Annotated in this window: 3 protein-coding genes; all 3 read left to right on the top strand. The window is 72.6% G+C overall.

Annotation, left to right across the window (positions count from 1 at the left end):
- Positions 1-105 precede the first annotated feature (105 nt).
- The 3 genes from ACIBAF_RS24625 to ACIBAF_RS24615 are packed head-to-tail and all read left to right on the top strand — an operon-like array spanning position 106 to position 25,753.
- Positions 106-24,279: a non-ribosomal peptide synthase/polyketide synthase gene (locus ACIBAF_RS24625; RefSeq protein WP_399465665.1), complete on the top strand. Its 24,174-nt coding sequence runs from the start codon at positions 106-108 to the stop codon at positions 24,277-24,279.
- Positions 24,276-24,509 carry an MbtH family protein gene (locus ACIBAF_RS24620; RefSeq protein WP_399465663.1) on the top strand — a complete coding sequence of 78 codons (234 nt, stop codon included), beginning with the start codon at positions 24,276-24,278 and terminating at the stop codon, positions 24,507-24,509. Before ACIBAF_RS24625 ends, ACIBAF_RS24620 begins: the two co-directional genes overlap by 4 nt.
- The gene (locus ACIBAF_RS24615) at positions 24,506-25,753 is read left to right on the top strand and encodes a cytochrome P450 (RefSeq protein WP_399465660.1); all 1,248 of its coding nucleotides are present in this window, start codon (positions 24,506-24,508) and stop codon (positions 25,751-25,753) included. Before ACIBAF_RS24620 ends, ACIBAF_RS24615 begins: the two co-directional genes overlap by 4 nt.
- The last annotated feature ends 3 nt before the right edge of the window (positions 25,754-25,756 follow it).

Below are 25,756 nucleotides of genomic sequence, written 5' to 3'. Positions count from 1 at the left end.
ACCGTCACCGATTCCCGTCCTTTCGGCAGCCTTCGCGTCTGCGCCTGCACCCGCGTCCCCCGGGTGGCGGCTCCAGCTCCACTCAGCATCCCTGGAGGTACCCCCATGTCTGCTCGCGATGACGTCGCCCTGCCCCTGACGGCGGCTCAGCGCGAACTCTGGCTCGCCGAACAGCGCACGGACGGGCTGATCCCCAACTACCGCATCGGCGAGTACGTGGACCTCCCCGGCCCCGTCGACACCGACCTGCTCACCGCCGCACTGCGCCAGGCCGTCACCGAGAACGAGGCCCTGCACGTCGCCTTCACCGAGGGCACGGACGGCGCCGACGGCACTGACGGACCGCGGCAGATCATGCGGGAGCCGAGGGACTGCGGCCCCCGCCACCTCGACCTGAGCACGCGGGACGACCCGCACGCCGCCGCCCTGGAGTGGATGGCCGCCGACCGTCTGCGGCCCCTCGACCTCACCCGGGACCGCCTCTTCAGCCAGGCCGTCATCAAGCTGTCGGACGACCACCACCTCTGGTACCACAGCTACCACCACCTCCTCTCCGACGGCCTCGGATACGCCCTGTTCGCCCGCCGGGTCGCGGCCGTCCACACGGCGCTCGCCGAGGGGCGCACGCCGGAGCCGACACCGTTCCCGCCGCTGCGCTCCGTGGTGGACCGCGACGCCGACTACCGCACCTCCGAACGCTTCACCGCCGACCGCGCGTACTGGACCGAGCGCCTCGCCGACCTCCCCGAACCCGCCCGCATCGGCCGGTCCGCGGGCCACCTCGCCGCCCGCTCGAGGCACACCCCGCTGCCCGCCGAACCCGTACGCCGCGCCCTGAGCACGCTGGCCGCGCGCGCCGGAGTGCGCTGGTCGCGCGTCCTGATCGCCGCCACCGCGCTGTACGTGCAGCGCCACACCGGCGCGCACGACCTCCTCCTCGGCCTTCCCGTCACCGGCCGCGGCCACGGCGACCCGGTCCTGGCGGCGACCCCGGGCGTGGTCTCCAACATGGTGCCGCTGAGGCTGACCGTACGACCGGAGACGTCCTGGTCGGGGCTGCTCGGGCAGGTCGACGCCGAGGTCCGGGCGGCGGTGCGGCACCAGCGCTACCGCGGCGAGGACATGCACCGCGACCTGGGCCTGCCCGGCGCACCGGGATCGGCCTGCTCCGCGGTCGTCAACATCATGTCCTTCGACAGCGACCTGCGCTTCGCCGGCCTGGAAGCGACCGCGCACAGCCTCGCCGAGGGCCCCGCCGCCGAATTCGCCGTCTGGTCGCTGGACCGTAAGGACGGCAACGGACCGCACCTCAAGCTCCAGGCCGCAGCCGACGCATGGGACGACGACGAACGCCGCGCCCACCGACACGGCCTGACGAGCCTCCTGGAGAGCCTCGCCGACACGGACGACGACTGTCCCGTCGGCCGCGTTCGCTTGCCCAGGCCCATGCCCATGCCCATGCCGGTGGCGACGCCCATGCCGGTGCCGACGCCCATGCCGGTGGCGACGCCCATGTCGGCGCCGACCCTGACGTCGGCGGTCGACGAACCGGCCTCGACGCCGGCGCCGCCCACCCACCTCGCCGACCTCTTCGAACGGCAGGCCGGCCGCACTCCGGACGCCGTCGCCGTCGTCGCCTCCGGCGCCACCCTCACCTACGGCGAGCTCGACGGCCGCGCCAACCGCCTCGCCCGGCTTCTCGCCGCGCACGGCGTCGGACCGGAGCGCCTGGTCGCGCTCGCGCTGCCGCGCTCTGCCGAGCTGGTCGTCTGCGTCCTGGCGGTCCTGAAGACCGGCGCGGCGTACGTCCCCCTCGACCCGGACCATCCCTCCGCCCGCCTTGCCGACCTCCTCGACGACACCCGCCCCGCCGTCCTGGTGACCGACGGCGCCACCCGGCCCCGGCTGCCGCACGACGTGACCGCCGAGATCGTCGTCCTGGACGCCCCCGACACGGCCGCGCGCCTCGCCGCCGCGCCGCCGACCGCCCCGCACGCGGACCGCGACCCGCGCCATCCGGCGTACGTCATCCACACCTCGGGTTCCACCGGACGCCCCAAGGGCGTCGTGGCCACCCACGCGGCGGTGACGAACCTGGTACTCCACCAACTCGGCGCGCTGTACCCGACCTCGGACGACCGGATGAGGGTGGCGCTGACCACCTCCCTCTCCTTCGACGCCTCCTGGGACCAGCTCGCCTGTCTGTTCGCCGGGCATGAACTGCACGTCCTCGACCGCAACACCTGGGCCGACCCGGAAGCCTTCCTCGCCCATCTCGCCCGCCACCGCCTCGACTTCGTCAACGCCACACCGTCGTACCTGCGGGTTCTGCTCGACCACGGCCTGCTCGGCGGCGGGGAGCGGTGGCGCCCGTCCGTGATCGTCGCCGGGGGCGAGGCCGTGCCGGAGCGCCTGTGGCAAGAGTTGCGCGCAGCCGACGGCGTACGGGTTCACAACTTCTACGGCCCCACCGAGTGCACCGTCGACGCGGTGACCGCTTCCCTGGACACAACCCCCCGCCCCGCGATCGGCAACCCGGTGACCGGTTGCCGCGCCCGCATCCTCGACAGTGCTCTGCAACCGGTTCCCGACGGAGCGCCCGGCGAGCTGTACATCGCCGGCGCCGGCCTGGCCCGCGGCTACCTGAACCGGCCCGGACTCACCGCCGAGCGCTTCATCGCCGATCCCTACGGCACGCCCGGTACGCGCATGTACCGCACCGGCGACCTCGTCCGACGCACCTCGCAGGACGTTCTCGAATACCTGGGCCGCGCCGACGACCAGGTCAAGATCCGGGGCTTCAGGGTCGAACCCGCCGAGATCGAGGCGCAGTTGAGCGGCCACCCGGCCGTGGCCCACACCTCGGTCGTGGCCCGCGTGGACGGAACTGACAGCGACAGGGGCGACGGCAGCGGTTCCCGTCTGGTCGCCTACGTCGTCGCCGAGCCGGGCAGCACCCCGCCGCAGTCGGACGAACTCCGCGCCCACCTCCGCGAGCGTCTCCCCGAGCACATGATCCCGGCCGCGTTCGTCGGGCTCGACGCGCTGCCGCTCACCCCCACCGGCAAACTCGACCGGCAGGCACTGCCCGCTCCCGCCGTCCCGGACGCCGGGGAGAGCCGAGCCCCGCGCACCGCCTTCGAGGAACTGCTGTGCGGACTCTTCGCCGACGTCCTCGGCGTCCCGCACGTCGGCGTCGACGACGACTTCTTCGCCCTCGGCGGTCACTCGCTGCTGGCCATGCGCCTCCTGGCCCGGATCCGCGCGGCCCTCGACACCGACCTGAGGCTCGGCGACCTCTTCGACGCCCCGACCCCCGCCGGCGTCGCCACCGCCCTGGACGCCACGGCCACGCCCGCGACCAGCTGTTCCGCCCGCCCCGCGCTGCGCCCCTACGAGCGGCCGGACGCCGTGCCGCTGTCGTCCGCTCAGCGCCGCCTGTGGTTCCTGCAGCGCATCGAGGGCACCGGCGTCACGTACCACATCCCACTCGCCCTGCGCCTGTCCGGCGCTCTCGACCGGACCGCCCTCGAAGCGGCCCTGCGGGACGTCGTCACGCGGCACGAGAGCCTGCGCACGGTCTTCCCCGACGAACGCGGCGTACCCTTCCAGCGCGTCCTGGACGCCGACCGGGCCGCGCCCCGCCCGACCGTCACCCCCGCCACCGAGGACGACCTCCCCGACCGGCTCACCGCCGCAGCGCGCCGCCCCTTCGACCTGGCCGCCGAACCACCCGTCCACACCGAGCTGTTCGTGCTCGCGCCGGACGAGCACGTGCTCCTCCTCGTCGTCCACCACATCGTCAGCGACGGGTGGTCCCTGTCCGCCCTGGCCGACGACGTCACCCGCGCCTACGCGGCCCGCTGCCGGGGCGAGCAGCCCGACTGGGCGCCGCTGCCCGTGCAGTACGCCGACTACACCCTCTGGCAGCGCGACCTTCTCGGCGACGCCGCCGACCCCGACAGCCTCTCCGCCCGCCAACTCGCCTTCTGGGCAGACAACTTGGCCGAGCTTCCCGAGCGGCTGGACCTGCCCTTCGACCGGCCCCGCCCGGCCGCGACGACCTACCGCGGCGAGCAGCTCCCCCTGCGCCTGGACGCCGAACTCCACCGCCGGCTGCGAGAGTTCGCCGGCGCCCACGGGGCCACCCTGTTCATGGTGCTCCAAGCGGGTCTGGCCGCTCTGCTCGGCAAGCTCGGGGCGGGCGCCGACATCCCCGTCGGCGCACCCGTCGCCGGCCGCACCGACGAGGCCGCCGACGACATGGTCGGCTTCTTCGTCAACACGCTCGTCCTGCGCACCGACCTCTCCGGCGACCCCACGTTCGCCGAACTCCTCGACCGGGTCCGGCGCAACGCCCTGGCCGCCTACGCCCACCAGGACCTGCCCTTCGAGCATCTGGTGGAGGAGCTCAACCCGACGCGCTCCCTCGCCCACCACCCGTTGTTCCAGACCATGCTCGCCCTGCAGAACGCCCCGCTCGGCGCGTTCGACCTGCCCGGCCTGCACGTCACGACGAACCTGGTCTCCACCCGCACCGCAAAGTGCGACCTCACCTTCAACCTGGCCGAACGCACCCACCCCGACGGCGCCCCGGCGGGCCTGGTCGGCGCCGTGGAGTACAGCACCGATCTGTTCGACCGGGAGACGGTCGAGACGATGGTCGTCCGCTGGACCCGCCTGCTGACCACGGCAGTCGCCGAACCGCGGCGCAGGCTCAGCCGGTTCGACGTCCTGACCGATGCGGAGCGCGAGCTGCTGCTGCCCGCGTCCACCAGCGTCGACGTGCCGATGACCGACGGCAGCCTGGTGGGGTTGTTCGAGGCGCGGGTGCGGGAGGCGCCGGGTGCGGTGGCGGTGGTGTCGGGTGAAGTGGCTTTGTCGTACGGGGAGTTGAATCGGCGGGCGAATCGGGTTGCGCATGCGTTGGTCGGGCGTGGGGTGGGTGTCGAGGACGTCGTCGCGTTGGCGTTGCCGCGTTCGGTGGAGTTGGTGGTGGCGGTTCTTGGTGTGTTGAAGGCGGGGGCTGCTTATCTGCCGCTCGATCCGGACTATCCGGCTGCGCGGCGGGAGTTCATGGTCGCCGACGCCCAGCCGGTGTTGACGGTGGATGACGTGGCGGCGTTGGAGTCGGAGGGTGTCTCGGATGTCGACCCCGGTGTGTCGGTGGACTGGCGGCATCCGGCGTATGTGATCTACACGTCGGGTTCGACGGGGCGTCCGAAGGGTGTGGTTGTTCCGCATGGGAATGTGGTGCGGTTGTTTGCGGCGACGCGGGCGTGGTTCGAGTTCGGGTCGGGTGACGTGTGGACGTTGTTCCACTCCTATGCGTTCGATTTCTCGGTGTGGGAGTTGTGGGGTCCGCTGTTGCATGGCGGTCGGTTGGTGGTGGTGCCGTTCGAGACGTCGAGGTCTCCGGAGGCGTTGCTGGGGCTGTTGGCGAGGGAACGGGTGACGGTTCTCAGTCAGACGCCGTCGGCGTTCTACCAGTTGATGCAGGCCGATCGGGAGAGTCCGGGCACTCGACTGGCGTTGCGTACGGTGGTGTTCGGCGGGGAGGCGCTCGAACCCGCCCGGCTTTCGGACTGGTACACGCGGCACGCGGACGATGCTCCCGTGCTGGTGAACATGTACGGCATCACCGAGACCACCGTCCACGTCACCCACACCGCCCTCACCCGGGACAGCGCGGTCGTCGGTGCCGCGAGTGCGATCGGGACGGCGATTCCCGACCTGCGCGTCCACGTGCTCGACGACCACCTGTGTCCCGTACCGACAGGTGTGGCAGGGGAGTTGTACGTGGCCGGGGCCGGGCTCGCCCGCGGCTATCTCAACCGGCCCGCGCTGTCCGCGTCCCGCTTCGTCGCCGACCCCTATGGCCCGCCCGGCGCGCGCATGTACCGCACCGGTGACGTCGTACGCCGCAACTCCTCAGGCGTGCTCGAGTTCGTCGGACGCGCGGACGACCAGGTCAAGGTGCGCGGTTTCCGGATCGAACTCGGGGAGATCGAAACGGCGTTGGCAGCCCATCCCGAGGTGGGTGACGTCACCGTCGTGGCGCGTCAGGACCGTGCCGACGACACCCGGCTCGTCGCCTACGTCGTCCCCACGCCCGGCAGCACGGCGCACGCGGCCACCCTTCGTGAACACCTCCGTGAACGCCTCCCGGAGTACATGATCCCGGCCGCCTTCGTCGTGCTGGAGGCGCTGCCGCTGACCGTCAACGGAAAGCTCGACCGGCGGGCGCTGCCCGAACCGCAGGTCGGCGGCGGTCTGGGCGCGGGCCGGGCGCCACGCACCCCGCAGGAGCAGATCCTGTGCGAGCTGTTCGCCGAGATCCTCGGTGTCGCCGAGGTCGGCGTGGACGACGGCTTCTTCGATCTGGGCGGTCACTCCCTGCTGGCCACCCGGCTCGTCGCCCGCGTCCGGGCCACCCTGGGCGTGGAGTTGGAGCTGCGCACCTTGTTCGAGGTCCCGACTCCGGCGGGGCTCGCCGCGAGCCTGGCGGGCGCCGGACAGGCCCGGCTCGCCCTCACGCCGCAGGAGGACCGGCCCGACCTGGTCCCGCTGTCGTTCGCTCAGCGCCGACTGTGGTTCCTGCACCAGTTGGAGGGCGCGAGCGCCAACTACAACATTCCGCTCGCCTGGCGGCTGGCCGGCCCGCTCGACCGCGCCGCCCTGGAACAGGCCTTCGCCGACGTCCTGGGCCGCCACGAGAGTCTGCGCACGCTGTATCCGCAGATCGACGGCACCCCGTACCAGAGGATCCTCGCGGAGTCGGCGGAGGAGGCCCGGCTGCGACTGAGGGTGCGGGAGACGACCGAGGCGGACCTGGACGAAGTACTGGCCGAGGCGCTGCGCCGTCCCTTCGACCTGGCCGTCGACCTGTCCCTGTACGCGGAGCTGTTCGCGCTCGGCACGGACGAGCACGTGCTCCTGCTGGTCATCCACCACATCGCGGGCGACGGCTGGTCCCTCGGCCCGCTGGCGCACAACCTCGCCGACGCCTACGCGGCCCGCTGCCGGGGCGCGGAGCCCGACTGGGCGCCGTTGCCCGTGCAGTACGCCGACTACACGCTCTGGCAGCACCGGCTGCTCGGCGACGCCACCGATCCCGACAGCCTGTTCGCGCGTCAGGCCGCCCACTGGACGAGCACACTGAGCGGTCTGCCCGAGCAGATCCAACTGCCCACCGACCGGCCCCGACCGGCCGTCGCCTCCCACCAGGGTGGCTTCGTCCGGGTCCGGCTGGACACCGAACTCCACCGCGATCTACGGGAGTTGGCGCGCAACCAGGGCACCAGTCTGTTCATGGTGCTCCAGGCCGGACTCGCCGCGCTGCTGAACAAGCTCGGCGCCGGCGACGACATCCCGGTCGGCAGCCTCATCGCCGGACGCACCGACCAGGCCCTCGACGACCTGATCGGCTACTTCGTCAACACCCTCGTCTTTCGCACCGACACCTCCGGCAACCCGACCTTCACCGAACTCCTCGACCGGGTCCGGGACGTGGCACTGGCCGCCTACGCGCACCAGGACCTGCCCTTCGAGTACCTCGTGGAGGCGCTCAACCCGGCCCGCTCCCTGGCGCACCACCCGTTGTTCCAGGTGATGCTCGTCCTGCAGAACGCACCCGGCGTCGATTTCGCCCCGCCAGGCCTGCGCACCAGCAGCGTCCAGCTCACCACCACCACGTCCAAGCTCGACCTGATCTTCTCCATGTCCGAACGGCACACGGACGACGGAGCCCCCCAGGGCATCGACGGCTTCGTCGAGTTCGCAGGCGACCTCTACGACCCCGAGACGGTCCAGGCCATGTGCGACCGCTGGGTACGTCTGCTGACCACGGCGGTCGCCGAACCGCACCGCAGGCTCAGCGACTTCGACGTCCTGGCGGAGGCGGAGAGGCGACTGTCGCTTTCCTCCGCCGTTCCGTCCGTCGTGGAGGACAGCCTGGTGGGGTTGTTCGAGGCGCGGGTGCGGGAGGCGCCGGGTGCGGTGGCGGTGGTGTCGGGTGAAGTGGCGTTGTCGTACGGGGAGTTGAATCGGCGGGCGAATCGGGTTGCGCATGCGTTGGTCGGGCGTGGGGTGGGTGTCGAGGACGTCGTCGCGTTGGCGTTGCCGCGTTCGGTGGATTTGGTGGTGGCGGTTCTTGGTGTGTTGAAGGCGGGGGCTGCTTATCTGCCGCTCGATCCGGACTATCCGGCTGCGCGGCGGGAGTTCATGGTCGCCGACGCCCAGCCGGTGTTGACGGTGGATGACGTGGCGGCGTTGGAGTCGGAGGGTGTCTCGGATGTCGACCCCGGTGTGTCGGTGGACTGGCGGCATCCGGCGTATGTGATCTACACGTCGGGTTCGACGGGGCGTCCGAAGGGTGTGGTTGTTCCGCATGGGAATGTGGTGCGGTTGTTCTCGGCGACGCGGGCGTGGTTCGAGTTCGGGTCGGGTGACGTGTGGACGTTGTTCCACTCCTATGCGTTCGATTTCTCGGTGTGGGAGTTGTGGGGTCCGCTGTTGCATGGCGGTCGGTTGGTGGTGGTGCCGTTCGAGACGTCGAGGTCTCCGGAGGCGTTGCTGGGGCTGTTGGCGAGGGAACGGGTGACGGTTCTCAGTCAGACGCCGTCGGCGTTCTACCAGTTGATGCAGGCCGATCGGGAGAGTCCGGGCACTCGACTGGCGTTGCGTACGGTGGTGTTCGGCGGGGAGGCGCTCGAACCCGCTCGGCTTTCGGACTGGTACACGCGGCACGCGGACGATGCTCCCGTGCTGGTGAACATGTACGGCATCACCGAGACCACCGTCCACGTCACCCACACCGCCCTCGACTCCTCGTGCGTCGACGACCCGTCCGGCGTGATCGGTACGCGGATCCCCGATCTGCGGACGTATGTGCTCGACCGATGGCTGCGTCCCGTACCGGCCGGCGTGGTGGGGGAGTTGTATGTCGCCGGTGCCGGGCTCGCCCGGGGTTATCTCAACCGGCCCGCCCTGACCGCCGAGCGCTTCGTCGCCGACCCCTACGGGCCGGCCGGCACCCGGATGTACCGCACGGGTGACCTGGTCCGCCTGCGGGGCGATGGCTCGCTGGAGTACGCGGGGCGTGCCGACGACCAGGTCAAGGTGCGGGGCTTCCGCATCGAACTCGGCGAGATCGAAGCCGCGTTGGCAGGCCATCCCGAGGTGGGTGACGTCACCGTCGTGGCGCGTCAGGACCGTGCCGACGACACCCGGCTCGTCGCGTACGTCGTCCCTGCCGGCACCGGGGCGGTCGACTCGGACCTTCTGCGGGGGTATGTGCGGGACCGGCTGCCCGAGTTCATGGTGCCGGCGGCGTTCGTCGCGCTGGACGCGCTGCCTTTGACCGTCAACGGAAAGCTGGACCGGAAGGGCCTGCCCGAACCGGAGTTCACGCCCGCCGCAGCCGGACGAGCGCCGCGCACTCCCCAGGAGCAGGTGCTCGCCGAACTGTTCGGGGAAGTACTCGGTGTCGAACGCGTCGGCCTGGACGACGACTTCTTCGACCTGGGCGGTCACTCCCTGCTCGCCACCCGGCTCGTCGCCCGCGTCCGCGCCGCGCTGGGTGCCGAACTCGAACTACGTGCCCTCTTCGAGACGCCGACCGTGGCCGGGCTGGCGGAGGGGCTGAGCGGGGCCGGGGAGGCGCGGCCCGCGCTGGCGTCGGCCCCGAGGCCGGAGCGGATTCCGCTGTCGTCCGCGCAGCACCGTCTGTGGTTCCTGCACCAACTCGACGGCAGCAGCCCCGCCTACCACATTCCGCTCGCCTGGCGATTGGACGGCCCGCTCGACCGGCATGCCCTGGGCCAGGCCCTCGCCGACGTGATGACCCGGCACGAGGTCCTGCGTACCCTCTACCCGACGTCCGTGGACGGAGTGCCCTACCAGCGTGTCCTGGACCCCGAAGAGGCCGGCCGGAACCTGCTTCTCACTGGGATCGCCGACACCGTCAAGACCGACGACACCGTCAAGACCGCCGACATCGACGAGGCCGCCGACATCGACGAGGCCGAACTGCCCGGGCTGATCGACCGTTCCGTACGACGGAGCTTTGACCTCGCCGTTGAACTGCCCCTGCGTGCCGAGCTGTTCACCACAGGCCCCGACCGGCACGTGCTGCTCGTCGTCGTGCACCACATCGCGGGCGACGGCTGGTCGCTGGGTCCGCTGTCGAGGGACCTGGCCGCCGCGTACGCCGCGCGCTGCGCGGGGCGGGAGCCGGACTGGGCGCCGCTGCCGGTGCAGTACGCCGACTACACGCTCTGGCAGCGTGAGCTGCTCGGTGAACCGGCCGACCCCAGGAGCCTGTTCGCGCGCCAGGCCGCTCACTGGACGAGCACGCTGAGCGGTCTGCCCGAGCAGATCCAGCTGCCCACCGACCGGCCGCGTCCGGCGACCCCGTCCTTCCAGGGCCGCCATCTGCCCGTCGCCCTCGACGCCGATCTGCACGCCGGACTCCTCGGCCTGGCCCGACAGCACGGCGCCAGCCTGTTCATGGTGCTTCAGGCCGCACTCGCCGCGCTGCTGAAGAAGCTGGGCGCCGGCGACGACATCCCGGTCGGCAGCCTCATCGCCGGGCGCACCGACGAGGCCCTGGACGATCTCGTCGGGTTCTTCGTCAACACGCTCGTGCTGCGCACGGACACCTCCGGCGACCCGACCTTCTCCGAACTCCTCGGCCGGGTACGGGAGTCGGCTCTCGGCGCGTACGCGCACCAGGAGCTGCCCTTCGACCACCTGGTCGAGGCGCTCAACCCGGCCCGGTCGCTGTCCCGCCAGCCGCTGTTCCAGGTGCTGCTCGCACTGCAGAACGTGCCGCGCGGCGACTTCGACCTGCCGGGCCTGCACTCCGAGATCCTGCCCGTGCACCACGCCACGGCCATGTTCGACCTGTCGTTCCACCTGGTGGAGCGCGGCACCGGCGAAGCGGCCGGCATCCACGGCTACGTCGAGTACGCCACCGACCTGTTCGACGACACCACCGTCGAGCGGGTCCTCGCCCGCTGGACGCGCCTGCTGCACGAGGCGGTCGCCCACCCGGACCGGCCGATCGGCCGCTTCGACGTCCTCCTCGACGACGAGCACGACCGGCTTCTCGGCGTGACCGAGGACGGGCCCACGACCGCCGCAAGCCTTCCCGAGCTGTTCCAGGCGCAGGTACGGGCTGCTCCGGACGCCCCCGCGATCGTCGTCGAGGACACCGTTCTGACGTATGCGCAGCTCAACGCCCTCGCCAATCGGCTGGCGCACGCACTGATCGGCCGGGGCGTCGGACCGGAGACGGTCGTCGCGCTCGTGCTGCCCCGCTCGACCGAGCTGGTCGTCGCGATCCTGGCGGTCCTGAAGACCGGCGCCGCGTACCTCCCCGTGGACCCGGAGTTTCCGGCCGCGCGCCGCGCGCTCATGCTGGACGACGCCCGTCCCGTTCTCGTGCTGGACGACCTGGACGACCTGGCAGCCCTGGACGCGGGCGACGGGCACACCGATCCCGCATCCGACCCCGACCTCGTGATCGACGGCCGTCATCCGGCGTACGTCATCTACACCTCGGGTTCCACCGGGCGGCCCAAGGCCGTCGTCATGCCGTCGGCCGCGCTGGTCAATCTGCTGCACTGGCACCACCGCGCCGTCGGCGGCGGCCCCGGCACCCGTACCGCGCAGTTCACCGCAGTCAGCTTCGACGTATCGGTGCAGGAAACGCTGTCAGCCCTGCTGTACCGCAAGACACTCGTGATCCCCAGCGAGGAGCAGCGGCGCAGCGCCGAACTCCTCACCGCCTGGCTGGAGACGCACCGCGTCGAGGAGTTGTTCGCGCCGACCCTGGTGCTGGAGGCGCTCGCCGAGGCGGCGGAGGAACACGGCCGGGACCTGCCCGACCTGAGGACGATCGCGCAGGCCGGCGAGGCGATGCGGCTGGGTGACGCGCTGCGCCGTTTCCACGCCCGTATCCCGGGTCGGCGACTGCACAACCACTACGGCCCGGCGGAGACCCACGTCGTCACCGCTCACACCCTCCCCGCCGACCTCGGCGACTGCCTGCTGCCGGTGCCCATCGGCCGGCCGGTCGAGCACACCCGCGCATACGTCCTCGACGCCGCGCTGCACCCCGTGCCTACCGGGGTCCCCGGCGAGCTGTATCTCGCCGGGGCCTGCCTGGCCCGCGGCTATCTGAACCGGCCCGGACTCACTGCCGAACGTTTCGTCGCCGACCCCTACGGGCCGGCCGGCGCCCGCATGTACCGCACCGGCGACCTCGCACGATGGCGTACGGACGGCGAGCTGGAGTTCCTCGGCCGCGCCGACCATCAGGTCAAGGTACGCGGTTTCCGCGTCGAACCCGGCGAGGTCGAGGCCGCGCTCACCGCTCACCCGACGGTCACGCGGGCCGCCGTCGTCTCCCGCGAGGACAGGCTCGTCGCCTACGTCGTCCCGGCCGCCGGGGCGAGCGTCGTACCCGTAGCACTCCTGGACCAGCTGCGCGACCGCCTCCCCGACTACATGGTCCCGTCGCACGTGGTCACCCTGGACGTCCTCCCGCTCACCCCCCACGGCAAGCTCGACCGTGCCGCCCTGCCCGACCCCGCCCCGGACACGCGGGGGAGCCGGGTGCCGCGCACCCCGCAGGAGCAGATCCTCTGCGACCTGTTCGCCGAGGTGCTGGGTCGCGAACGGGCCGGACTCGACGACGACTTCTTCGACCTGGGCGGCCACTCCCTGCTGGCCACCCGGCTCGTGTCCCGCGTCCGTGCCACGCTGGGCGTGGAACTGCCGCTGCGCCACCTGTTCGAGGCGCCCACCCCGGCCGGACTCGCCGCTCGCCTCGGCGAAGCCGCCGAGGCCCGCCCGGCCCTGACCCCGGCCCCGCGGACCGAGCAGTCGCCGCCCCTGCCGCTGTCGTTCGCACAGCGTCGCCTGTGGTTCCTGAACCGGCTGGAAGGCGCGAACGCCACCTACCACATGCCGCTCGCGCTCAGGCTGCGCGGACCCCTCGACCGGACCGCCCTCGTCGAGGCGCTCACGGACGTCGTCACCCGGCACGAAACGTTGCGCACCGTGTTTCCGCACACCGACGGCGTACCGCGTCAGCGGATCCTGCCCGCCGCCGAGGCCCGGATCCCCCTCACGGTCACCGAGGCGGCCGAGGCGGACCTCCCCGCGCTGCTGACCGCCGCCGCCCGCCACGACTTCGACCTCGCCACCCAACTACCGCTACGCGCCCACCTGTTCATGCTGGCCGAGGACGAACACGTCCTTCTCCTCGCGCTGCACCACATCGCCGCCGACGGCTGGTCCCTGCGCCCGCTGTCGACAGACCTGGCGACCGCCTACGCGGCCCGACGCGCCGGCCACGAGCCCCACTGGGCCCCGCTGCCGGTGCAGTACGCCGACTACACGCTCTGGCAGCGCGACCTGCTCGGCGACGAGTCGGTGCCGGACAGCACCTACGCCCGCCAACTCGCCCACTGGACGGACACCCTCACCGGTCTGCCCGACCGCCTCAACATTCCCGCCGACCGGCCGCGCCCCGCCGACGCCACCCATCGGGGCGGCCTGCTCACCACGTCCGTCGACGCCGGTCTGCACGGCTCGCTGGCCCGCCTCGCCCGCCGTAACGGCGCCAGCCTGTTCATGGTGCTCCAAGCCGGTCTCGCGGCCCTCTACACACGCCTCGGCGCGGGCACCGACATCCCCGTCGGCAGCCCCTTCGCCGGCCGCACCGACCAGGCGCTGGACGATCTCGTCGGGTTCTTCGTCAACACGCTCGTGCTGCGCACGGACACCTCCGGCGACCCGACCTTCTCCGAACTCCTCGGCCGGGTGAGGGAGAACGCCCTCGCGGCCTACGCCCACCAGGACGTGCCCTTCGAGCACCTGGTCGAGGCCCTGAACCCGGCGCGCTCCCTCTCTCACCATCCGCTGTTCCAGACGTTGCTGGCCGTCCAGAACGTCCCCGACGGCGACTTCGCCCTCGACGGCCTGGAGACCTTCCCGCAGCCCGTCCGCACCGGTACCGCCCGGCTCGATCTGGCCTTCGCCCTCACCGAACGGCGTCGCCCGGACGGCACGCCCGACGGCCTCGACGCCGTCGTCGAGTACAGCGCCGACCTGTTCGACGAGGACACCGTCCGCGCGCTGTTCGACCGGTGGGTGCGACTGCTCACCGCCGCCGTCGCGGCACCCGACCGCCCGATCGGCAGCCTCGACGTCCTCGACGCCGACGAACGGCACGCACTCCTGTACGACCACCACGCCGTCGAGATCCCGGAGACCACGTTTCCCGAGCTGTTCCGGCAGCAGGCGGCCCGCCGCCCGGACGCGGTCGCGGTCGTGTCCGGCGACACCGAGCTGACCTATGCCGAACTCGACGCGCGTTCCAACCAGTTCGCGCACGCCGTCGTGGCCAGCGGTGTGGGCGCGGAGGACGTCGTCGCCCTCGTGCTGCCGCGTTCGGTGGAGCTGGTCGTGGCGGTCCTCGGGACGATGAAGGCGGGCGCCGCCTATCTGCCCGTCGACCCCGGATATCCCGAGGCGCGCATCGCACACATGGTGGCGGATGCCCGACCGGCCCTGGTGGTCGACGACCTGGGATTCGCCGTCGGTCGGCCGGAGACGGATCCCGGGGTGCCGGTGGACGCACGGCAGCCCGCCTACGTCATCTACACCTCCGGCTCGACCGGCCGCCCCAAGGGCGTCGTCGTCACCCACGGTGGCGTGCCCAGCCTGGTCGCGGCGCAGGCGGAGCGGCTCGGCCTCGACGACTCCAGCCGGGTACTCCAGCTCAGCTCGCCGAGCTTCGACGCCTCCTTCTGGGACCTGTGCGCCGCACTGCTCACCGGAGCCCGCCTGGTCCTGGCGCCGGCCGATTCTCCTTTGACCGGCCTGACGTCGGACATCACGCATGTGACGTTGCCGCCGTCGGTGTTGGCGGCGGTGGAGGAGTTGTCGGTTGCGACGTTGGTGGTGGCGGGGGAGGCGTGTGGGCCGGAGTTGGTGGCGCGGTGGGCTTCCGGTCGGCGGATGATCAATGCGTACGGTCCGACGGAGACGACGGTGTGCGCGACGATGAGCGGGCCGTTGGCGGTGTCGGGGGGTGTGCCGTCGATCGGGCGGGCGATCGCCAATGCGCGGGTGTATGTGCTTGATGCGGGGTTGCAGCCTGTGCCGGTGGGGGTGCCGGGTGAGTTGTATGTGGCGGGTGCGGGGCTTGCGCGGGGGTATCTGCGGCAGCCGGGTCTGTCCGCTTCCCGGTTCGTGGCCGATCCGTTCGGTGCGTGTGGTGCTCGTATGTATCGCACGGGTGATGTGGTGCGGTGGCGTGGGGATGGGGAGTTGGAGTTCGTCGGTCGTGCCGACGAGCAGGTGAAGGTGCGGGGGTTCCGGGTCGAGCCCGGCGAGATCGAGGCCGCGCTCACCGCCCATCCCGCCGTGGCGCACGCCGTCGTGGCCGTACGGCAGGAGCGGCTCGTCGGCTATGCCGTGGCCGAACGCGACGCCGACCCCCGGTCGACCGTACTGCTCGCGTTCCTGCGGGAGCGGCTCCCGGAGCACCTGGTGCCCAGCGCGGTCGTCCTGCTGGACGCACTGCCGCTGACCCCCAACGGCAAGCTCGACAAGGCGGCGCTGCCCACCCCGGACCTCGCGTCCGAGGCCCCCGGACGGGCGCCGCGCACCCCGAGGGAACAGCTGCTGGCCGGGCTGTTCGCCGAGGTGCTGGGCGTCGAACGGGTCGGTCTCGACGACGGATTCTTCGACCTGGGCGGACATTCCCTGCTCGCCACCCGGCTCGTCTCCCGCGTCCGGACCGTGCTCGGCGCCGAACTCGCCCTCCGCACCCTCTTCGAGACGCCCACCGTGTCCGGGCTCGCCGCGGCGCTCGACGGAGCCGACCGGGCCAGGCCCGCGCTGACGGCCGCCGACCGGCCCGAACGGCCACCCCTGTCGTTCGCGCAGCGCCGGCTGTGGTTCCTCCAGCAGCTGGACGGCCCCGGCGCGAGCTACAACATCCCCCTCGCCCTGCGCCTGTCCGGACGCCTCGACGAGCGGGCGCTGACCGAGGCCCTCGCGGACGTCGTCGCCCGGCACGAGACCCTGCGCACGGTCTTCCCCGAGGCGCACGGCACGCCGTACCAGAGGGTGCTGGACGCCGACACCGCACGCCCACGGCTGCACGCGACGCACACCGACGTCTCCCGGCTGGCGGAGGCGCTCACCGAAGCCGCCCGCCGTCCCTTCGACCTGTCCGTCGAAGTCCCGCTCCGCGCCCACCTGTTCGTCCTGTCGGAGGACGAGCACGTGCTGCTGCTCGTCATGCACCACATCGCCGGCGACGGATGGTCCACGGGGCCGCTCTCCCGCGACCTCGCCGAGGCGTACGCGGCCCGGAGCGTGGGGCACAAGCCCGAGTGGGCGCCGCTGGCCGCCCAGTACGCCGACTACACCCTCTGGCAACGCGAACTGCTCGGCGACCCGGCCGCCCCCGACAGCGTCTTCACCTCCCAACTCGCCTACTGGAAACAGCGGTTGGACGGCCTTCCGGAGCAGCTCCGGCTGCCCGCCGACCGACCTCGGCCGGCCGTCGCCTCCTACCGGGGCGAGCATCTGCTCGTCGAGCTGAACGCCGAACTGCACGCCGGACTGGTGCGGCTGGCGCGCCGGTCGGGCGCGAGCCTGTTCATGGTGCTGCGGGCCGCCCTCGCCGCCCTGTTCACCCGCCTCGGCGCGGGCACCGACATCCCTGTCGGCAGCCCCATCGCCGGCCGCACCGACCAGGCCCTCGACGACCTCGTCGGGTTCTTCGTCAACTCGCTCGTCCTGCGCACCGACACCTGCGGCGATCCCTCGTTCGAGGAGCTCGTGCGCCGGGTCCGGGAGGACGCGCTGGGCGCCTACGCCCACCAGGACCTGCCGTTCGAGACCCTCGTCGAGGAAATCAACCCGGCTCGCTCGCTCTCCCAGCACCCCTTGTTCCAGGTGATGTTCGCCCTGCAGAACGCGCCGATGGGCGAGTTCGACCTGCCCGGGCTGCGGGTCGCGCCCGTGACCGTGCCCACCGGCACCGCCAAGTTCGACCTCGGCTTCAACCTGTACGAACGGCACGCCGGCGACGGCTCCCCGGCGGGCATCGCGGGCGCGGTCGAGTACGCCACCGACCTGTACGACCGGGCCACGGTGGCCGACCTCGTGGACCGCTGGAGCCGGCTGCTGCACGCCGTCGTCGCCGACCCCGCTCGGCCCGTCGGCCGCATCGACCTCCTCTCCGCCGACGAACGCCGTCGCCTGCTGCACGACGCCAACGACACCGCCGTACCCGTCGATCCGGTACCGCTGCCGACCGCTTTCGCGCGCCAGGTACGGGCCACGCCCGACGCGGTGGCCCTGGTGTCCGGCGACACCGAGCTGACGTACGCCGAACTCGACGCGCGCGCGAATCAGTTCGCGCACGCCGTCGTGGCCAGTGGGGTGGGCGCGGAGGAGATCGTCGCCCTCGTGCTGCCGCGTTCGGTGGAGCTGGTCGTGGCGATCCTGGGGACGATGAAGGCGGGCGCCGCCTACCTGCCCGTCGACCCCGGATATCCCGAGGCGCGCATCGCGTACATGCTCGACGACGCTCAACCGTCCCTCACGGTCCGGGACCTGCACTTCACCGCCGGTCAGCCGGAGAGCGATCCCGGGGTGCCGGTGGACGTGCGACAGCCCGCCTACGTCATCTACACCTCCGGCTCGACCGGCCGCCCCAAGGGCGTCGTCGTCAGTCACGCGGGCATCGCGCACCTGGTGGCCGCGCAGGTCGAGCGGTTCGCCGTCGACGCGACCAGCCGGGTGCTGCAGTTCGCCTCGCCCAGCTTCGACGCGTCCGTGTCCGAGTTGTACACCGCCCTGCTCACCGGAGCGACCCTCGTCCTTCCGCCGCCGAACGACCCGCTCGCGGGCCTGACGTCGGGCATCACGCATGTGACGTTGCCGCCGTCGGTGTTGGCGGCGGTGGAGGAGTTGTCGGTTGCGACGTTGGTGGTGGCGGGGGAGGCGTGTGGGCCGGAGTTGGTGGCGCGGTGGGCTTCCGGTCGGCGGATGATCAATGCGTACGGTCCGACGGAGACGACGGTGTGCGCGACGATGAGTGGGCCGTTGGCGGTGTCGGGGGGTGTGCCGTCGATCGGGCGGGCGATCGCCAACGCGCGGGTGTATGTGCTTGATGCGGGGTTGCGGCCTGTGCCGGTGGGGGTGCCGGGTGAGTTGTATGTGGCGGGTGCGGGGCTTGCGCGGGGGTATCTGCGCCGGCCGGGTCTGTCCGCTTCCCGGTTCGTCGCGGATCCGTTCGGTGCGTGTGGTGCTCGTATGTATCGCACGGGTGATGTGGTGCGGTGGCGTGGGGATGGGGAGTTGGAGTTCGTCGGTCGTGCCGACGAGCAGGTGAAGGTGCGGGGGTTCCGGGTCGAGCCCGGCGAGATCGAGGCCGCGCTCACCGCCCATCCCGCCGTCGGACGTGCCGTCGTGGCCGTACGCGGCGAACGACTGGTCGGCTATGTCGTGCCCGCCGCCGAGACGGCCGTCACGTCCCTGCCGGAGCGGGACCACGGCCGCGAGCAGGACCACATCGCCGGCTGGCGGGAGATCTACGACGCCCTGCCGGTCAGGTCCGCGCAGGCCGCACTCGGCGAGAACTTCACCGGCTGGAACAGCAGTTACGACGGACTTCCCGTCCCCGAGGCGGAGATGCGGGAGTGGCGGGACGCCACCGTGGCCCGCATCCGGGCGTTGAAGCCCCGTCGGGTCCTGGAGGTCGGCGTCGGCACAGGACTGCTGCTGGCACGGCTCGCGCCGGACTGCGAGACGTACTGGGCCACCGACTTCTCCGCCACCGCCGTCGACGCCCTCGGCGAGCAGCTGAGCCGGGACCCGGAGCTGGCGGAGCGGGTCGTGCTGCGCACCCGGCCCGCGCACGACATCGCCGACCTGCCCGGCGGGTTCGACACCATCGTGCTCAACTCGGTCGTCCAGTACTTCCCCAGCGCCGCATACCTCCTCGACGTCGTCCGGAAGCTGACCTCGCTCCTCGCGCCCGGCGGCGCCCTGTTCATCGGCGACGTGCGCAACCTGCGGTCGCAGCGGTCACTGGCCACGGCCGTCCAACTGCACCAGGACGTCGACACCGACCCCGTGGAGGTTCGCCGGGCCGTCGAGCGGGCGCTGCGCACCGAGGAGGAACTCCTCGTCGATCCCGACTTCTTCGCCGCCCTGCGGCAGGGCCCGGGGCGGGCTGACGCGGTCGACGCGATCGGCGCGGTCGTCGTCGAGGTCAAGCGCGGCCGGCACCACAACGAGCTCACCCGCCACCGCTATGACGTCACCCTGCACACCCGGCCCGCCGGGAAGTGGAACGGTTTCACGGAGGCCGCCTGGGGCCGTGCCGTGGCCACGCCGGACGACGTACGCGACCTCGTGGCGGCGCAGAACCCGCCGGTCCTGCGGATCACGGGTGTGCCCGACGCCCGCGTGAGCGAGGAGGCGGCCGCGGACCGCGCGGTGCACGGGGACGACGCCGGCGCCGGGACCGGTTCCGGTTCCGGTGCGGCTCTTGCCGTCGACCCCGAGCTCTGGCACGCACTGGCGGCTTCCACGGGCCGCCGGGCGCACGTCACCTGGTCGCCCGACGCCCCGGACGCCCTCGACATCGTGCTCGTCGACCCGGCGCGGGCGGACGACCCGGACGCTCCGGTCGAGGCGTACCGGCCGGCCCGCCGCACCGGGGTGTTCACCAACACGCCCGCCGTCGGCCGCACCCCCGGCTCCCTCGTCCGCGACCTGCGGGACTTCGTACGCGCACGGCTACCCGAACACCTCGTACCGTCCCAGTTCGTCGTACTCGACGAACTACCGCTCACCGCCGGCGGAAAGCTGGACCGGGCCGCCCTGCCCGCCCCCGCCGCGGCTGAGAGCCGGGGGAGCGGCCGCACGGGCCGGGAGCCGCGCACTCCGCAGGAAGAGCTGCTCGCCCACCTGTTCGCCGAGGTGCTCGGTGTGGGCCGGGTCGGCGTCGACAGCAGCTTCTTCGACCTGGGCGGACACTCCCTGCTCGGCACCCGGCTGATCTCCCGTGTCCGGGCGGCCCTGGGCGTCGAACTCGACGTCCGCGCCCTGTTCGAGGCGCCCACGCCGGCCCTGCTCGCCGAACGCATCGACGAGGCCGGGGAGGCCCGGACCCCGCTCACCGCCCGCACGGAGCGTCCCGAGCGGGTGCCGCTGTCGTACGCCCAACGGCGGCTGTGGTTCCTGCACCGGATGGAGGGGCCGAGCGCCGCCACGTACGTCATGCCGCTGGCGCTGCGGCTGACCGGGCCCCTCGACCGGACGGCGCTGCGGCTGGCCCTCGGTGACGTCGTCGCCCGGCACGAAAGTCTGCGGACGGTGTTCCCGGAGACCGACGGTGTACCCCACCAGCTCGTTCTGGACGTCCGCCCGGAGCTGCCGGTCACCGAGGCCGACGGGACGCGGCTGCCGGAGCTGCTCGCCGGCGCCGCCCGGCGCGGCTTCGACCTCGGCGTCGAGCCGCCGCTGCGGGCCGAACTGTTCGCGCTCGCACCCGACGACCACGTCCTGCTGGTCGCCGTCCATCACATCGCCGGGGACGGCTGGTCGATGGGACCGCTGTCCCGGGACCTGGCGACCGCCTACACGGCCCGGAGGGAGGGCGAGACGCCCGACTGGTCGCCTCTGCCGGTGCAGTACGCCGACTACGCCCTGTGGCAGCGGGAGTTGCTCGGCGAAGCGGCCGACGAAGACAGTCGGCTCGCCGCCCAACTCGCTTACTGGACACAGATGTTGGCGGGCCTGCCGGCGCAGATCCCGTTGCCGGCCGACCGGCCGCGCCCCGCGGTCGCCTCGCAGCGCGGCGCCACCTTGCCGATCCGCCTCGACGCCCGACTCCACCGCGCCTTGCGGGACTTCGCCGCCGAACACGGCGCCAGCATGTTCATGGCCCTGCAGGCCGGTCTCGCGGCGCTGCTCAGCCGCCTAGGGGCCGGCAGCGACATTCCCGTCGGCAGTCCGGTGGCCGGACGTACCGACCAGGCGCTGGACGATCTCGTCGGGTTCTTCGTCAACACGCTCGTGCTGCGCACGGACACCTCCGGGGATCCGACCTTCACCGAACTCCTGGGCCGGGTGCGGGAGACCGCGCTCGCCGCCTACGCCCACCAGGACGTGCCCTTCGAGCACCTCGTCGAGGTCCTCAACCCCACCCGCTCGCTCTCCCACCACCCCCTCTTCCAGGTGATGCTGGCCCTGCAGAACGCCCCCGGCGGCGGCTTCGGCCTGGCCGGGCTGACGACCGAGCCGGTGGCCGTGCCGACCGGGACCGCCCGCTGCGACCTCACCCTCAGCCTCGCCGAGCAGTACGCCGACGACGGCGCCCCGGAGGGACTCGTCGGCGCGGTCGAGTACGCCACCGACCTGTTCGACGCGCCCACCGTGGCCACCCTCGTGGCCCGCTGGGTCCGCCTGCTGGAGGCGGTCGTGGCGCGGCCCGGGGAACCCGTCGGCGGCATCGACCTGCTGTCGGACGAAGAGCGCCACCGGCTCCTGGTCGGCCACAACGACACCGGGGCCGTGCTGCCCGCGGCCCGCTCCCTGCCGGAACTGTTCGCCGAGCGGGTCCGGGCCACCCCGGACGCGGTGGCCGTGGCGAGCGGCGACGACACGCTCACCTATGCGCAGCTCGACGCCCGCGCCAACCGTCTCGCTCATGCGCTCGCGGGTCAGGGTGTGGGCGCGGAGACACCGGTCGCCGTGCTCATGGAACGCTCGGCCGACCTGGTCGTGGCGATCCTGGGCGTCGTCAAGGCGGGCGGCGGATACGTGCCGCTCGACCCCGGATTCCCGCCCGCCCGCATCGACCTCGTCGTCCGCGAGACCGGCGCCGCCCTCGTCCTCACCGAGGACGTGCTCACCGCTCTGCTGGCCGCCGAGCCCCGCACTCACGCACCCCAAGTAGGCTGCCGCCCCGACCAGTTGGCGTACGTGATGTACACCTCCGGCTCCACCGGCCGTCCCAAGGGGATCGCCGTCACCCACGCCGACGTGGCCGGGCTCGCCCTCGCGCCGTGCTGGGGCGCCCACGAGCGGGTGCTGCTGCACGCGCCGACCGCGTTCGACGCGTCCACCTATGAACTCTGGGCGCCGCTGCTGACCGGCGGCCGGATCGTCGTCGCCCCGCCGGGCCGCCTCGACGTACGGGAGTTGTGCGCGACGATCACCCGACAGCAGGTGACCGGGCTGTGGTTGACGGCCGGACTGTTCCGGGTCGTCGCCGAGGAGGAGCCCGCCGGGCTCACCGGGGTGCGCGAGGTGTGGACCGGCGGTGACGTGGTGTCCGCGACGGCCGTCGCCCGGGTGATGGACGCCTGCCCGGGCATCCGGGTCGTCAACGGCTACGGCCCGACCGAGACCACCACGTTCGCTGCCCACCACCGCATGGACGGCCCGCCCGACCCCGCCCGTTCCGTGCCCCTCGGCCGCCCCATGGCCGGCATGCGGCTGTACGTCCTCGACGACCGGCTGCGCCCCGCCCCGGCCGGCGTCGTGGGCGAGCTGTACATCGCGGGGACGGGCGTCGCCCGCGGCTACGCCGGCCGGCCCGCCGCCACCGCCGAGCGCTTCACCGCCGACCCCTACGGTCCGCCCGGGGCCCGGATGTACCGCTCCGGCGACCTGGCCCGGTGGCTCGACGACGGCGCCCTGGAGTTCGCGGGCCGCGCCGACGACCAGGTCAAGCTGCGGGGCTTCCGGGTCGAGCCCGGCGAGGTCGAGGCCGCCCTCGCCCGCTGCCCCGGCGTCGCCCAGGCGGCGGTCGTCGCCCGCGAGGACCGGCCCGGCGACAAACGGCTCGTCGCCTACGTCGTCCCCGGCGGCGGCGCCCCGCCCGGACCGAGCACCGGCGTCGAAACCGCTTCCGGAAACGGCGCCCCGACCACGACCGCGGCCGAAACCACGACCGCGACCGCATCCGGGACACCGGCCGCAACCGGTTGCTTCGACCCGCACGCCCTCGCCGACCGCCTCCGGCGTGACCTGCCCGCTCACCTCGTCCCCGCCGCCTTCGTCGCCCTCGACGCGCTTCCGCTGACCGTCAACGGCAAGCTCGACCGGGCCGCGCTGCCCGCCCCCGCATACGGGCCGGGCAGCGACGGCGCCGGGCGCGGTCCGCGTACTCCGCACGAGCAGGTGCTGTGCGATCTGTTCGCCGAGGTGCTCGGCCGGCACCGGGTCGGCATCGACGACGGGTTCTTCGACCTGGGCGGTCACTCGCTGCTCGCCGCCCGTCTCGTCGCCCGGGTCCGCGACGTCCTGGGCGCCGAGCTCGGACTGCGCACCCTCTTCCAGACGCCGACCGTCGCCGGGCTCGCCGAACGTCTCGCGCTGCGCGACACCGACGACTCCCTGGACGTCCTGCTGCCGCTGCGCGCGGGAGGCTCGGGCGCCCCGCTGTTCTGCGTCCACCCGGGCGGCGGCATCAGCTGGTGCTACAGCGGTCTGCTCAACCATCTCGGGCCCGACCACCCCGTGTACGCGATCCAGGCCCGCAGTCTCGGCCGCGACGAGCCCCGCCCGACCTCCTACGAGGAGATGGCCGCCGACTACGCCGAGCAGATCCGCAAGGTCCAGCCGGAGGGCCCCTATCTGCTCCTCGGCTGGTCGGCGGGCGGGCTCGTCGCGCACGCCGTCGCCACCGAACTCCAGCGGCAGGGGCAGCGCACCGCCCTCCTCGCGATCCTCGACGCCTATCCGGTCGCCGATCTCACCTTCGACGAGCCGCCCGTGCCCAGCGAACGCGACGTCCTGGTCGGCATGCTCGACTGCGACCCCGCGGAGGTGGGCGCGCAGCAGCTCACCCACGAGCAGGTCATGGAGGTCCTGCGGCGCCGGGGCAGCGCCCTGGCCGGGCTGACCGAACGGCACATCGAGACCGTCGTCGCCATCATGATCAACAACGCCAGCCTGGCCCTCACCTTCCGGCCGGCCGTGTTCGACGGGGACATGCTCCTGTTCAACTCCACCATCGACCGCGACCAGGACTCCCCGGGCGCCGACGTCTGGCGCCCTTACGTAACCGGTTCCATCGACTCGTACGACATCACCGCCCGCCATGACCGCATGACCCAGCCGGGCTCCCTCGCGCAGCTCGGCCCGATCCTCGCCGCCCGCGTCACCGACGTCCAGCGGCGCCTGCCCGACCGCCCCCGCACCACCCAGGAGAACCAGTCGTGAACAACCCCTTCGAGGACCAGGACGCCACCTACCTCGTGCTCGTCAACGACGAGGCGCAGTACTCGCTGTGGCCCGTCTTCGCCGACGTCCCCGACGGCTGGACCGTCGCCCACCCCGAGGACACGCGCGAGGCCTGTCTGGCGTACATCGAGGCCGCCTGGACCGACATGCGGCCCAAGAGCCTCGTGGAGGCGATGGCCGCCGCGAGCGCGACGGACGCCACGTCGTGAGCACGCTCACCACCGACGTGGGGGACTTCGCGACGGCGCTGCAGTCGGACGCGTTCCGCCACGACCCCTACCCGACCTACGCCCGGATGCGCGCCGAGTGCCCGGTGTACCGGGCTCCGCAGGGCGTCTGGTACGTCACCCGGCACGCGGACGTCGAACAGGCCCTGGGCGACCTGCGGTTGTCGAACGACCGCGAGCGGATGACGGGGGCGCTGGTCGCCCGGGACGGCCGGATGCGCGACCTGAGCCGGCTCACCGCCCGGCTCGGGCGGGTCATGAGCAACACCGACCCGCCGGACCACGCGCGGTTGCGGGGGCTCGTCAACAAGGCGTTCACCGCCCGCCGGATCGAGCAGCTGCGGGAGCGGATCCAGGAGGTCGTGGACCGGCTGGTCGACGACGCGCTCGCCGCGGGGCCGCCGACCGACCTGCTCACCGCGGTCGCCTCGCCGCTCCCGCACACCGTGGTCTGCGAGCTGTTCGGCATCCCCGACGCCGACCGGGACCGCGTCAAGGAGTGGTTCCGCGGGCTCGGCCGTATCCACGAGGACATCGAGCGCGCCGAGCGGGTCGTCGACGCGTTCGAGGCGTACCTGACCGAGCTGGCCGCGCAGCGGCGCGCCGAGCCCGGCGACGACCTGATCAGCGCGCTGGTCACCGCACAGGCCCGCGGCGACCGGCTCACCGACCACGAACTGCTGTCGACGTGCTTCCTGTTGATCACCGCGGGCGACGAGACCACGACGAACCTCATCGGCAACGGCGTCCTCGCCCTGCTCCGCCACCCGGACCAGCTGGCCCGGCTGCGCGCCGAACCGGAGCTGATCCGGACGGCCGTCGACGAGATGGTCCGCTACGACACGCCCAGTCAGGCCATCGTCCGGGTGGCCGCCGAGGACGTGCCGTTGGGCGGGCGCACCCTGCCCGCCGGCGACCTCGTGTATCTCTTCCTCGGCTCGGCGGGCCGCGATCCCGACCGCCACGAGGACCCCGACCGGCTCGACCTGGCCCGCCCCGCCCACCGGCGCCTCGGCTTCGGCCACGGGCCGCACTTCTGCCTCGGCGCGCCCCTGGCCCGGCTGGAGACCGAGCTGGCCGTCGGCACCCTCGTCCGCCGACTGCCCGACCTGCGGCCGGCCGTCGCACCCGGGGAACTGCGGTGGCGCCCCAACCCGCTGCAACGTCGGCTGACGGCGCTCCCGGTCACGTACACCACCAGCAGCACCGTCCGAGAGAGGAAGTGACCC

The sequence above is a fragment of the Streptomyces sp. NPDC051677 genome (assembly GCF_044453465.1).
Classification (GTDB): domain Bacteria; phylum Actinomycetota; class Actinomycetes; order Streptomycetales; family Streptomycetaceae; genus Streptomyces.
The sequence above is the reverse complement of the archived record's forward strand: the minus strand, read 5'-3'. Positions and strand labels throughout refer to the sequence as shown.